This is a genomic window from Stenotrophomonas sp. 1337, from assembly GCF_031455455.1.
In the GTDB taxonomy this organism is placed as follows: domain Bacteria; phylum Pseudomonadota; class Gammaproteobacteria; order Xanthomonadales; family Xanthomonadaceae; genus Stenotrophomonas; species Stenotrophomonas indicatrix.
In genome coordinates, this window is sequence record NZ_JAVDSR010000006.1 from 102,303 (window position 1) to 115,639 (window position 13,337).

Here is a 13,337-nt window from a genome sequence, read left to right on the forward strand (position 1 = left end):
TGCCGGCATGCCGCCCTGCGCGGTGCGGCTGTCCCTGTTCGCGTCTGCTGCCGCCACCGGCATCCGCAGCTGGCCGCCGCCGCTGCGCTGATGGGCGGGCAGGGGGCGGGCAGGCGCCGGGCGGGGCGCCACGCGGAGAACATCGGTCGCCTGCTGCAGGTGGGTGTGCTGTGGCTGTTGCTGGCGATTGCCACGCCACTGGCCGCGCAGAGTGGCGCGCCGCCGTTGCGCGACTACGCCATCGACGTGTGGACCTCGCGCAATGGTCTGCCGCACAACTCGCTGCGCGACATCGCGCAGACGCCGGAAGGCCACCTGTGGTTCGCCACCTGGGAAGGCCTGGTGCGCTACAACGGCCTGGATTTCACCGTGTTCGACCGCAGCACCCGGCCGGGGCTGCGCGACAACGGCATCGGCGCGCTGCTGGTCGACCCGCAGGGCGGTCTGTGGATCAGCGATTCGCGCGGCAATGTCAGCCACCGCGGCAGCGACGGCCAGTGGCGGGTCTGGGAACATCAACCGGATACGCCGCAGGTGCTGATCCAGTCCATGCAGATGGACAGCCAAGGGCGCCTGTGGCTGTTGTACGAGGGCAAGGGCATTGGCTATCTGACCCCGGACAAGGGCATCGTCTACCAGCGCCCGCCGCCGGACCTGCCGCTGGCGATGAGTTTCACCAAGATGGCGGTCGACGCGCAGGACCGGGTCTGGATCGGCACCCTCGACGGCCTGGTGCTGCGCGACACCGACGGCGTACTGCAGCGCGCGCCAGCAGCGTGGGGCGTGAACAAGGGCCTGTCGTGGCCTTATCGCGCACCCGATGGCACGCTGTGGATCGTCGCGGGCGAGCGCCTGTACCGGGTGGAGGATGATCGCCTGGTGCTGGTGCACCGGCTGCCTGGCCAGCTGCATTTGACCGCCATGCTGCAGGACCGCCATGGCGACCTGTGGCTGGGCACCGAGAACCAGGGCCTGCTGCGCATCTCGGCGCATGGCCTGGAGCGCCTGCCAGCGGGCCTGAACCTGCCCGGCGGGCGCGTGGTCAGCCTGCGCGAAGACGCCGAGGGCAGCATCTGGGTGGGTGCCAATGGCGGCCTGTACCGCCTGCGCGAAACCCTGTTCAGCAGTTACACCGAACGCGATGGCCTCAGCGGCGACTACGTGCGCACGGTGCTCGAAGACCGTGACCGCCATCTGTGGGTGGGCAGCGCCAGCGGCCTGGACCTGCAGACCGCCGACGGTCGATTCCGCGCGATACCGCTGCACAACCGCGGTGGCAAGGCGCCTTCGGTGCTGAGCCTGGCGCAGGATGCCGGCGGCGATCTGTGGGTGGGCACCTTCGGCGACGGCATCTACCGCTTGCACGCCGATGGACGGCTTCGCCACAACTACGCGGCGGCCGATGGCTTGCCCGGCGGCAACATCCGTGCGATCAGCATCGCGCCTGACGGCGTGGTCTGGGCGGGGACGCAGAAGGGCGTGGTCCGCATCGAGGGTGACCAGGTAACCGTGCCCACCGTTCCTGGCATGCCGGGAGGCCTGACCACCGCGCTGGAACACGATCACCAGGGAAATCTGTGGATCGGCACCATTGAAGGCGTCCGCGTGCTGCGCGGTGACCAGGTGCAGTCGATCGACCTGGCGCCGCTGGGCGGTGGCCGCAGCGTGTTCGGCTTCCACCAGATCGGCGATGCGATGTGGATCAGCAGTGACCGTGGGCTGTACCGCTGGCAGGCGGGGACGCTGGCACGGGTGGGCCTGGAGCAGGGCATGCCGGTGGACGCGGTGTTCCAGCTGGTGCCCGACCGACTGGGCAACGTGTGGATCAGCAGCAACCGCGGAGTACTGCGCACCGACATGGCCACGCTCAACGCCGTGGCCGACGGACGCGCGCCGCGGGTCACGGTGGAGCGTTACAACGAGATCGACGGCATGGCCAATGCGCAGGCCAACGGCAGCTCCGGTCCCTCGGCGATCCTGCGCCAGGACGGCACGTTCTGGGTGGTGACCGCCGGTGGCTTGAGCACGGTCGATCCGCAGCGGCTGCAGCGTTTCCGTGAACGCCCGGCACCGCCTGCGGCAATCGAGAACGTACAGGTCGACGGTGCGCCGGTGCACTGGGAAGGCCCCGAGCGCAACCTGATTCCCGGTGGGCGACGGCTTGCGGTGAGCTACGTGGGCCTGAGCTACCTGATGTCCGACCGCATCCGCTACCGCACGCGGCTCGAGGGGCTGGACAACGGCTGGGTGGAACGTGGCCCGCAGCGCAGCGTGGAATTCGTCGGCCTGCCGCCGGGTGATTACACGCTGCACGTGGCCGCCGCGCACCCGGGGGGAAGTTGGGGGCATCAGGAAGCAGTGTGGAGCTTTACTGTCGAGCCGTTCTGGTGGCAGCGGCACAGCGTGCAGGCGCTGATCGGGCTGGTGCTGCTGTCCGCGCTGGTGGCGCTGTACCGCTTCCTGCTGCAGCAGTACAAGGCCAGCAACCTGCGCCTGGCACGGCGCGTGGACGAGGCCACCTTCGACCTGCAGGCGCAGACCGTGCACCTGCAGGCGCTGAACCAGGAGAAGACCGAGCTGGCCGAGCGTCTGGCGCGGCAGGCCGAGGCGTTCGAACGGCAGGCCCGCGAAGACGCGCTGACCCGGCTGGCCAACCGTCGCGGCTTCGACGAGGCGCTGGCCCGCGACTTCGCCCGCGCCCAGCGCAGCGGCCATCCGCTGTGCCTGGTGGTGCTGGACATCGACCACTTCAAGGACGTCAACGACCAGCACAGCCACAGCATCGGTGATGCGGTACTGGTGGAAGTGGCCCAGGTGATCGCTGCCGCCAGCCGCGATTCGGATCTGCCGGCACGCACCGGTGGCGAAGAATTCGCGCTGCTGCTCAATGACACCCGGCTGGAGGAAGCGGCGCAGCTGTGCGCGCGCCTGCGTGGCTTGTTCCATGACCACCCGGACTGGGCCGGCATCCCCGGCCTGCGGGTGACCTTCAGCGCCGGCCTGGTGGAACTGGACGGCGACGACCGCACCCCGGCACTGCTGTACCAGCGCGCCGACCGCGCGTTGTACCGCGCGAAGAGTGACGGCAGGGATCGCACGAGCATCGGTTGATCCACTGCAAAGCATCCACGCATGGCGTGGATCTACTGGCATTGCCGTACCAACAGTCGGCACCCATTGAGCGCAGCGACCCGCTGTTGCTCCCGCTTTTCTGATCTTCCCGTGGCGCCCGGGAAACTGTCAAAGGCCGGGCAGGGTGGGTTCGCGGGGGTATCCGCGCCATGGATGGCGCGGCTAAGCCCCCAAGGATGGGTTTACGGCGTCCCCCGCGAATCCATCCTGCCCGGCCTCACCCGCAATGCCGATTCGCCACGAGGGGCTTCGCCGTTGGCTGCTTCACCGCGGCCAGGCGTTGGCGATCGTGCAGAACAACCGCGCCGTCTGCTCGGTGTCATACACCGCGCTGTGCGCCTCGTTGGCATCCCAGCCCAGCCCGGCCGCCGTGGCCGCGCGTGCCAGCACCGTCTGGCCATAGGCAATGCCCGCCAGGGTGACCGTGTCGAACACGCTGAAGGGGTGGAACGGGTTGCGCTTGTGCCCGGTACGGGCCACCGCGGCGTTGACGAAGCCGAGATCGAAATGCGCGTTGTGGCCGACCAGGATCGCGCGCTGGCAGCCGTACTTCTTCATCGCTGCACGCACCGGAGTGAAGACGTGGTCCAACGCCGCCTTCTCTTCCTTGGCCAGCCGGAACGGGTGGTCGAGGATGATGCCGGTCACTTCCAGCGACTTCGGGTCGATCTCCAGTCCCTCGGCCGGCACCACGTGGGCGCTGGCGGTCTGGCCGGGGTAGAGCAGGCCGTTCTCGTCCATCTCGATCGGCACGGCGGCGATTTCCAGCAGCGCGTTGCGCTGGCTGTCGAAGCCGCCGGTTTCAACATCCACCACCACCGGCAGGAAGCCGCGGAAGCGTTGTGACATCGCGCGCTGCGCCTGGGGTACGTCGGAAACAGGGAGGGCGGCAGGTGCGGAAGTGGGGTCGGTCATGTACGGATTCTAGCAGAGCGACCCTGAGCGCCCGGGATCGCGGTAGGTGCCAGCCTTGGTTGGCACCCTGCGCGCCGACCAAGGTCGGCATCTACCGGACCGCGCGACGTGCACCGACCAGGGCGCTGGGATCCTGGTAGGTGCCAACCTTGGTTGGCACCCTGGGCGCCGACCAAGGTCGGCATCTACCGGACCGCGCGGCGTGCGCCGACCAGGGCGCCCGGGATCCTGGTAGGCGCCAACCTTGGTTGGCACACTGCGCGCCGACCAAGGACGGCGTCTACCGGACCGTCTGACGTGCGCCGACCAGGGCGCACGGGATCCTGGTAGGTGCCAACCTTGGTTGGCACACTGCGCGCCGACCAGGGTCGGCGTCTACCGGAGCACAGGCCGCGCCGTGGGGCCCGACGGATACCAGCGCGCCAGCACCGCATCCACGCTCAGGCGCCCAGCACCGGTGAACAGCAGCGGCAACAGCATCGCCATGAACAGCACCGGCAGTTTGAAGTTGCCAAAGCCCTGATCGCTGATCGCATAGCCCATCGCCAGATCGCCCAGCGAGCTCCATTCGGCCGGCCAGTGCACCGCGTACGTTGCCACAGCCGTCAGCACCAGCAGGCTGGCGGCCGCAACGCGGGTGCCGAAGCCCAACAGCAGGCACGCTGCGCCCACCAGTTCGAACCAGGTGGCCAATTGCCAGTTCAGCGCAGCGGGCAGCTGGTCGAACGGAAACGGGAAGGCATCCTGCAGATCGGCGAACCAGTTCTGCCCGTGCAGCTTCTCGTGCCCGGATTCGAAGAATTCCCAGGCAAGCAGCAGGCGCAGGCCAAGCGGGGCCAACCACGGGGCGAAACGGTCCAGCTGGCCGCGTGCGGCGGCCAGGGTCGGGGTCTTCATCGGTGTATCTCCTGGAAGGGGCGTCAGGGTGAAGCGGGGAGTGGACCGATCACGCCAGCACGCAGGAACTGCTGCAGCAGGTGCGCGCCAGGGGCGGCCAATGTCCCAGGATCGAGGTGGTGCAGGGCGGCCAGTTGCTGCAGCTGTTGTTGGCCGGTGGCTGCGGGGGACTCGCCGATCAGGGTCAGCAGATGCACTGCGAGGCTGGTCAGGGTGGCAAATCGCACCGCGCCATCGGCATCGCGCCGCACCAGCAGGCCGGTGGGCTCTGCCGGTGGTTGCGACGGTGCATCGTCGCTACCCAGCTGATGCACCGGCCAGCGGTACAGCAGCGGCCAGGCCAGCGGTGAGCGGCGCAGCGGCACCTGCAGCGGATCGATGTCGCCCGGTTCCGGCAGCGGATCGGCCTGCAGCTGGTACAGCGCGGTCTCCACCCACTCGTAGTGGGCCAGTTCGGCAAGCGCTGGATGCGGCAGCTCCGGCTGCACCTGCAGCCACTGCACGAACTCGGCAGCCAGTTCGGTGAACAACGGGGTGTGGCAATGGTGGCTGGCGAAATAGTGGCGCACCAGTGCACGCCAGTCCGGTTCGCCCAGCAGGCGCACGCAGACCGGGAAGCCATTGCTCAACAACCCCAGCAGATTGTTGAACAGCAGGCGTTCGTACACGGCCACCCGACGCGGGTCCATGCCGGGCGGCGCCGGTACCTGTGCCGGGTCGCGCAGGTGCGCGGTGAACGCGTGCTGCTGCGCACGCAGGCGTTCGGGGGCGTCAGCCATGGGCGGCTCCGGCATGCGCGGCCTGCAGGCGGTGGATGGTCTGCAGTTCGCCCCGCAGCTCGGCGTAGGGCGGGAAATTGAAGTCGCGTTCGAGCAGGGTAGGGCGTGGGCCGATGCGGGCGTAGGTGCGTGCCAGCAGGTCCCACACCGGGTCGATCACCGGGCTGCCGTGGGTGTCGATCTTCAGGTCCGGCGCCTCGTCCAGGTGCCCGGCCACGTGCAGGCAGACGATGCGTTGTGCGGGCAGGCCGGCGATGAAGGCATCGGCGTCGTAGCCATGGTTGCAGGCATTGACGTAGACGTTGTTGACGTCCAGCAGCAGATCGCAGTCGGCCTCGGCCAGCACGGCAGTGGTGAACGTCAGTTCGTCCATCGTCGGGTCCGGCGCCAGGTAGTACGACACGTTTTCCACGGCGATGCGGCGGCCGAGAATGTCCTGCACCCGCGCGATGCGGGCAGCGGTGTGGCGTACCGCTTCATCGGTGAATGGAATCGGCAGCAGGTCGTACAGGTGGCCCTCGTCGCTGCAGTAGCTCAGGTGTTCGCTGTACAGCGGCACTTGATGCTGGTGCAGAAACGCACCCACCTGCGCCAGCAGCTGGGTATCCAGGGGCGCACTGCCGCCCAGCGACAACGACAGGCCGTGGCAGCTCAACGTATGGCACGCCGCCAGTTCGGCCAACGCGTCACCTGCGGGACCACCGACACCGATCCAGTTCTCCGGCGCGCATTCGAGGAAATCGAAATCGCCGGCCGGTGCATCGCGCAGGTCCTGCAGCAGGGCACGGCGCAGGCCCAGGCCCACGGCCGCCGCAGGAAGCGGCGACCGCGGGTGGACGACGCCGGCGCGGACGTCAGTGCTTGCCACCGCACTTGCCTTCGCCGCACTTGCCTTCGGCCGACTTCTTGTCACCGCCGGTCTTGGCCTTGGTGTCCGCACCGGCCGCTGCCTTGCCCTTGTCGCCGCCGCACTTGCCTTCAGCACTCTTGCCGTCGGCGCCACACTTGCCTTCGGCATGCTTGGCCGCATCGGCGGATTTTGCATCGGTCGCCTTCGCGTCGGTGGCCTTGGCCGCCTGGCCGGCCACCAGGTAGCCCTGGGCGAGGTCGGTCATGCTCAGGGCCGAGGCGGAGGCGGTCATGCCGAGGCCTGCGGCCAGGGCGGTGGCGGTCAGCAGGGACAGCGTCTTGTTGGAGGTGCTCATCGGTCGTGCTCCTGGGTGGTGGGCGGGTGCCCGTGGTGAAGCGATGGTGCAGCGATCCTACTCAACGAATCATCGCCGGGAATTCAAATTTTCGTGAGAAGTATTGCAGCGCCAACAAAAAGGCCGCAGTCACGAGGACAGCGGCCACCCTGGAGTCGAATCCGGTGTTGCAGTGCAGTATCAGATATCGCCCGCGCTGGAGGTCTCGTCGCGCTTCTGGCGCGGCGGCAGCGGCTGTTCGCCGTGCACCAGGAACCACACGTTCTCGGCGATGTTGGTGGCATGGTCGCCCACGCGCTCCAGGTTCTTGGCCATGAACAGCAGGTGGGTGCACGGGGTGATGTTGCGCGGGTCTTCCATCATGTAGGTCAGCAGCTCGCGGAACAGCGCGGTGTACTGCGCATCCAGGCGGGCGTCGTCCTCGCGCAGTTCCAGCGCGGCATCGGCGTCGTTGTCGCGGTAGGCGGCGATGGCGCGGCGGACCTGCTGTGCGGCCAGGCGGCCGAGGGCGCGCAGGCCCTGGATCTGCGGCAGCGGCGGCACCTTGCCCAGCGCGATCGAGCGCTTGGCGACGTTGGCCGCGTAGTCGCCGATGCGTTCGATATCGGCCGGAATGCGCAGGCCGGCGAGGATCTCGCGCAGGTCGCGGGCCATCGGGCCACGCAGCGCCAGGCGCATCACGTCGTGGCTGATCTGCTGTTCCAGCGAATCGATCGCTTCGTCGTTGGCGATGATGCGATGGGCGGCGTTCTCATCGCGCTTCTCGATGACGTCCATCGACGCCTCCAGCTGGGCGACGGCCATCTCGCCCATGCGCACGATTTCGGCCACCAGGCGCTGCTGCTCTTCGTCGTAGCTTTTGACGATGTGGTCGTTGGGAAGATTCATGTTCTGCAATCCAGGTAGAGCCAGGCGCGCCTGGCTGGGACAGGTGGCGAAGCGTCAGCGCCGATCAGCCGAACCGGCCGGTGATGTAATCCTCGGTCTGCTGCTTGGACGGCTGCGAGAAGATCACTTCGGTGCGGTCGTGCTCGATCAGGTCGCCCAGGTACATGAAGGCGGTGTAATCGGACACGCGCGCGGCCTGCTGCATGTTGTGGGTGACGATCACGATGGTGTACTCGTGCTTGAGCTCTTCCACCAGCTGCTCGATGCGGCTGGTGGAAATCGGGTCCAGCGCCGAGGTCGGCTCGTCCAGCAGCAGCACCGACGGGCGCAGGGCCACGGCACGGGCGATGCACAGACGCTGCTGCTGGCCACCGGACAGGCCCAGCGCGCTCTGGTTGAGCTTGTCCTTCACTTCGTCCCACAGCGCGCCCTGGCGCAGCGCGTGCTCGACACGGTCGGCCATGTCCGCCTTGGACAGCTTCTCGTGGTGGCGGATGCCGTAGGCCACATTCTCGAAGATGGTCATCGGGAACGGCACCGGCTTCTGGAACACCATGCCGACCTTGCTGCGCAGGCGGTTCATCGGGTACTTCGGCGACAGGATGTTCTCGCCGTCGAGGATCACCTCACCGCGCGCTTCCAGCTTCGGATACAGCGCGTAGATGCGGTTGAAGATGCGCAGCAGGGTCGACTTGCCGCAACCGGAGGGACCGATCAGCGCGGTCACGCGCTTTTCCGGGATCTCCAGGTTGATGCCCTTCAGGGCGTGGAACTTGTCGTAGTAGAAGTCCAGTCCACGCGCGGCGAGCTTGACCGGGGCCGGAGCGTGCAGGTTCTCGTGCGAGGCCGGCACGACGATGCGCTGCATCGGCACGGCGTTGGAAAGGTCGTTCATGGCGGTATCCACGGAAAGGTCAGTCATGGGAGATACGGTTGCGCAGCAGGATGCCGCGCGCAGAGAGGCTGACCAGCAGCACGAACACGGTCAGCACAAGCGCGCCGGCCCAGGCCAGCACCTGCCAGGATTCGTACGGGCTGCCGGCGAACTGGTTCATCACCACCGGCACCGAGGCCATCGGCTGGAACACGTTGCTGTTCCAGTACTGGTTGCCGAAGGCGGTGAACAGCAGCGGTGCGGTCTCGCCGGAAATGCGGGCCAGCGCCAGCAGGATGCCGGTGATGATGCCGGCCGAGGCACTGCGGTACAGCACCTGCACGATCACCTTCCACTGCGGAATGCCCAGCGAAAGCGCGGCTTCGCGCATCTGCGAAGGCACCAGGCGCAGCATCTCGTCGGTGGTACGCACCACCACCGGCAGCACGATGAAGGCCAGCGACAGTGCACCGGCGAAGGCGGAGAAGCTGCCGCCGGTCTGCATCACGTACAGGGTGTAGACGAACAGGCCCAGCACGATGGACGGGGCCGACAGCAGGATGTCGTTGACGAAGCGGACCACGGTGCCGGCCTTGCGGGCGTTGCCGTACTCGGCCAGCCAGGTGCCGGCCAGCACACCCAGCGGGGTGCCGATGCCGATCGCCAGCGCGCACATCACCGCACTGCCGAAGAAGGCGTTGGCCAGGCCGCCTTCCTGCATCGGCGGCGGTGTCATCTTGGTGAACAGATCCAGGTTGATGCCGGCCAGGCCCTTGGAGGCCAGGGTGAACAGGATCCAGCCGAGGAAGAACAGGCCGAACAGCGCGGTGGCGCAGGACATCGCGATGGCGATGACATTGCCGATGCGGCGGCGCAGGTACAGGGAGTCAGCGGTGCTGGACATCAGTTGCCCTCCTTGCGGGACAGGCGCATCAGCATCAGGCGGGCGATGGCGAGCACCACGAAGGTGACGATGAAGAGGACGAAGCCGAGCAGCAGCAACGCCGAGCGGTAGGTTTCAGTGGCTTCGCCGAAGTCGTTGGCGATCAGTGCGGCGATGGTGGTGCCCGGTTCCAGCAGCGACGGCGACAGGCGCACGCTGTTGCCGATCACGAAGGCCACCGCCATCGTCTCGCCCAGTGCGCGGCCGAGGCCGAGGAACACGCCACCGATCACCGCCGAGCGGGTGTAGGGCAGCACGATGTCCCAGCTCACTTCCCATTTGGTGGAGCCCAGCGCGTAGGCCGATTCCTTCAGGCGGGTCGGCACGGTCAGGAACACTTCGCGCATCACCGAGGAGATGAACGGGATGACCATGATCGCAAGCACGAAGCCGGCGGTGAGCATGCCGATGCCCAGCGGCGGGCCCTGGAACACCGGGCCGATGATCGGCCATTCGCCCAGGGTTTCGTTGAGGAACGGGGTGACGTACTCGGTCATCACCGGCACCAGCACGAACAGGCCCCACATGCCGTAGATGATCGAGGGAATGCCCGCCAGCAGTTCGATGGCGGTGCCGACCGGACCACGCAGCCAGCGCGGTGCCACTTCGGTGAGGAAGAAGGCGATGCCGAAGCTGACCGGTACGGCGATGACCATCGCGATCAGCGCGGTGACCAGGGTGCCGTAGATCGGGGCGAGGGCGCCGAACTTGTTTTCGACCGGATTCCAGTCGGAGGAGAAGAAGAAGCTCAGGCCCTGCACCTGCAGGGCGTGGCGACCGCCCCACAGCATCGACAGTGCGGCGCAGGCCAGCGCGATCAGGACGAAGATGACGGTGCCGACCAGCACCCATCGGAACAGTTTGTCGTTGCGGGCATCACGCGTGTCACGCGTGGACGGGGCGGCTACAGGCTGGGCGATGGCATTCATGGGGACGGCAGGGCCAGGAAGGGGCGGGGCAGCACGATGTGCAGGAGACGGTGCCCGCACATGGCGGGCACCGTCGGGTCCATCACTTCAGTTCGGTCGCCCAGTAGGCTTCGATCTGCTTGACCAGCTCGGCCGGCAGCGGCACGTAGTGCAGTTCGTTGGCCTGGGTCTGGCCGCTTTCGAAGGCCCACTTGAAGAAGGCCAGCGCATCCTGGTTGCGCTTGGCATCCTTCGGCCTCTTCTGCATCAGCATGAAGTTGGTGGCGGTGATCGGCCACGCCTGCTCGCCCGGGGCGTTGGTGATGACCAGGTTGAAGTCCTTGGCGCTGGCCCAGTCGGCGCTGGCGGCAGCGGCGGCGAAGGTTTCAGCGTTCGGCTGCACCCAGGTGCCGGCGGCGTTCTGCAGCGAGGTGTACGGCATCGCGTTCTGCAGGGCATAGGCCAGTTCGACGTAGCCGATCGAGCCCTTGATCTGCTTCACGTAGGAAGCAACGCCTTCATTGCCCTTGCCACCCACGCCGTCCGGCCACTGCACCGAGGTGCCTTCGCCGACCTTGCTCTTCCACTCCGGGCTGACCTTGGACAGGTAGTTGGAGAAGTTGAAGGTGGTGCCCGAACCATCCGAACGGTGGACGATGGTGATCTTGCCGTCCGGCAGGGTCACGCCCGGGTTGGCGGCGACGATGGCCGGGTCGTTCCAGGTCTTGACCTTGCCCAGGAAGATGTCGGCGAGCAGGGCGCCACTGAGGCGCAGCTTGCCGGCTTCCAGGCCGTCGATGTTGACCACCGGCACCACGCCGCCGATGGCCGACGGGAACTGGGCCAGGCCGGCCTGGGCCAGCTCGTCGCTGCTCAGCGGCTTGTCGGACGAACCGAAATCAACGGTGCCGGCCTTGATCTGGGCGATGCCACCACCGGAACCGATCGACTGGTAGTTGATCTTGGCGCCGGTGGCGGTGTTGTAGTCGGCCGACCACTTGGACACCAGCGGGAAGATGAAGGAGGCGCCGGCACCGGAGACCTCAGCGGTCACCTTGTCGCCGGCAGCGGCCGGAGCAGCGGCGCCGTCAGCGGCCGGCTGCTGTGCGGCCTGCTTGTCGCCACCGCAGGCAGACAGGCCCAGGGCGATGGCCAGGGAAAGGGCGGCAAGGCTGGCCGAGTGCAGTTTCATGGTCACTCCATAGCGGGGTAGAGCCGACGGTGTCGGCGGATGCGGCTATGAAATGATGTTTTTGTTACAGCCGTATGACGTCCATGACAGAGGTGTCCTGGATCACGTTCTGGCAAGGGTTTCGCGGGATTCACGGTTGGCTGCCGGGTCGGCTGACAGCCCCAACTGCGCTTCTGCGCGGTCCCCGGCGTGGCGGAGGGCCGGGTAACCGTTGCCCCCGCTCCTGCCTTCCATGACCCCACCGCGCCCCGATGAACCATCAGGCGGCGGTGGGCCGGGCTGCGCAGGACCGTCCACGGCATGGATGCCGTGGCCGAGCCTACAAGGACGTACTTGCGGCGTGTCCTGCGCAGCCCGGCCCATCGCCGCAGCAACTCATCAACGGAAGCGCAGCGCCTTTCACGACCAACCCTACAAAAAAGAAGAGCGCCGGACCCCGAAGGATCCAGCGCCCGGTGGGGCCGGCGGGGGAGAGAGGACCCGCCGGCCCCGTTCCTGCGGGGGAACGCCTTGCAACGAACTCAGTACTTCAGGTTCTGCGTCCAGTAGGTCTCGATCTGGCGCACCAGCGCGTCCGGCAGCGGCACGTAGTCCAGCTGCTTGGCCTGCGCATCGCCGTTCTTGTAGACCCAGCGGAAGAACTCCTGCGTGGCCTTGGCGCCCGCCACGTTCTTCGGCTGCTTGCGCACCAGGATGAAGTTGGTGGCGGTGATCGGCCATGCATCGGCGCCCGGGGCGTTGGTCATCACCAGGTAGAAGTCACGGGCGTTGGCCCAGTCGGCGCTGGCCGCAGCGGCCGAGAACGAGGCGTCCGACGGCTGCACGATCTTGCCGGCCGCGTTCTTCATCGCCGCGTAGGACATCTTGTTCTGCAGCGCGTAGGACAGTTCGACGTAGCCGATGCCGCCCTTGATCTGCTTCACGTAGGCAGCAACGCCTTCGTTGCCCTTGCCGCCGATGCCGGCCGGCCACTGTACCGAAGTGCCTTCACCGACCTTGCTCTTCCACTCCGGGCTGACCTTGGACAGGTAGTTGACGAAGTTGAAGGTGGTGCCCGAGCCGTCCGAACGATGAACGATCGTGATCTTGCCGCTGGGCAGGGTCAGGCCACTGTTGAGGGCGGCGATGGCCGGGTCGTTCCAGGTGGTGATCTTGCCCAGGAAAATGTTGGCCAGGGTCGGGCCGTCCAGCTTCAGCGCGCCGGGGGCGACGCCAGCAACGTTGATCACCGGCACCACGCCACCGATCACCGACGGGAACTGGGCCAGGCCGGCGGCAGCCAGCTCTTCCGGCTTCAGCGGCGCGTCGGACGAACCGAAGTCCACGGTCGCTGCCTTGATCTGGGCGATACCACCGCCGGAACCGATCGACTGGTAGTTGACCTTCTTGCCGGTGGCGGTGCTGTAGTCGGCCGACCACTTGGACATCACCGGGTAGATGAACGAGGCGCCCGCGCCGGTGACATCGGCGGCGTTGGCGGCGAACACGGACGACGCGGCCAGAATGGCGACGGCGGCGCGCGACTTGAAGGCGTGGATCACGGGAGAGACTCCTGGGGTGGTCGAGGGGCGGCTGCCCGACGTTTCGGTGCACATTCCATAACG

12 protein-coding genes are annotated in these 13,337 nt (G+C 67.3%); 1 reads left to right on the forward strand and 11 read right to left on the reverse strand.

Translation table 11 applies throughout. The features are described from left to right. The first annotated feature begins 90 nt into the window (after positions 1-90). Positions 91-3,111: a ligand-binding sensor domain-containing diguanylate cyclase gene (locus J2X70_RS10605; RefSeq protein ID WP_279208498.1), complete on the forward strand. Its 3,021-nt coding sequence runs from the start codon at positions 91-93 to the stop codon at positions 3,109-3,111. A 285-nt stretch (positions 3,112-3,396) separates the two neighbouring features. On the opposite strand, the gene rnt is transcribed toward J2X70_RS10605, so the two are convergent. From rnt to pstS (J2X70_RS10660), 11 genes are all read right to left on the reverse strand, one after another. Continuing rightward, positions 3,397-3,981 (reverse strand): ribonuclease T, encoded by a 585-nt coding sequence (rnt, locus tag J2X70_RS10610; RefSeq protein ID WP_032951815.1) that lies wholly within the window; start codon positions 3,979-3,981, stop codon positions 3,397-3,399. 441 nt (positions 3,982-4,422) lie between these two features. After that, a complete protein-coding gene (locus J2X70_RS10615; RefSeq protein WP_309910280.1) occupies positions 4,423-4,944 on the reverse strand; it encodes a DoxX family protein in 522 nt (173 codons plus the stop codon). A 23-nt stretch (positions 4,945-4,967) separates the two neighbouring features. Then, positions 4,968-5,723, reverse strand: a complete 756-nt coding sequence (locus tag J2X70_RS10620) for a putative DNA-binding domain-containing protein (protein ID WP_309910281.1) — start codon at positions 5,721-5,723, stop codon at positions 4,968-4,970. Next, a complete protein-coding gene (locus tag J2X70_RS10625; RefSeq protein WP_309910282.1) occupies positions 5,716-6,591 on the reverse strand; it encodes a DUF692 domain-containing protein in 876 nt (291 codons plus the stop codon). Before J2X70_RS10625 ends, J2X70_RS10620 begins: the two co-directional genes overlap by 8 nt. Continuing rightward, a complete protein-coding gene (locus J2X70_RS10630) occupies positions 6,578-6,928 on the reverse strand; it encodes a hypothetical protein (protein ID WP_025875386.1) in 351 nt (116 codons plus the stop codon). Before J2X70_RS10630 ends, J2X70_RS10625 begins: the two co-directional genes overlap by 14 nt. Positions 6,929-7,108: 180 nt before the next feature. Beyond that, positions 7,109-7,816, reverse strand: coding sequence for a phosphate signaling complex protein PhoU (phoU, locus tag J2X70_RS10635; RefSeq protein WP_025875384.1), 708 nt, complete (start codon positions 7,814-7,816; stop codon positions 7,109-7,111). Between the two features lie 64 nt (positions 7,817-7,880). Continuing rightward, positions 7,881-8,711 carry a phosphate ABC transporter ATP-binding protein PstB gene (gene pstB / locus J2X70_RS10640; protein ID WP_025875381.1) on the reverse strand — a complete coding sequence of 277 codons (831 nt, stop codon included), beginning with the start codon at positions 8,709-8,711 and terminating at the stop codon, positions 7,881-7,883. A 19-nt stretch (positions 8,712-8,730) separates the two neighbouring features. After that, positions 8,731-9,594, reverse strand: coding sequence for a phosphate ABC transporter permease PstA (gene pstA / locus J2X70_RS10645; RefSeq protein WP_032951813.1), 864 nt, complete (start codon positions 9,592-9,594; stop codon positions 8,731-8,733). Next, positions 9,594-10,562, reverse strand: coding sequence for a phosphate ABC transporter permease subunit PstC (pstC, locus tag J2X70_RS10650; RefSeq protein WP_033830733.1), 969 nt, complete (start codon positions 10,560-10,562; stop codon positions 9,594-9,596). The genes pstA and pstC overlap by 1 nt, the downstream gene beginning before the upstream one ends. An 82-nt stretch (positions 10,563-10,644) precedes the next feature. After that, a complete protein-coding gene (gene pstS, locus J2X70_RS10655; RefSeq protein WP_309910286.1) occupies positions 10,645-11,733 on the reverse strand; it encodes a phosphate ABC transporter substrate-binding protein PstS in 1,089 nt (362 codons plus the stop codon). Positions 11,734-12,254: 521 nt separating this feature from the next. Continuing rightward, on the reverse strand, positions 12,255-13,274 hold the full coding sequence (pstS, locus tag J2X70_RS10660; protein ID WP_025875374.1) for a phosphate ABC transporter substrate-binding protein PstS: 1,020 nt from the start codon (positions 13,272-13,274) through the stop codon (positions 12,255-12,257). Positions 13,275-13,337 lie beyond the last annotated feature (63 nt).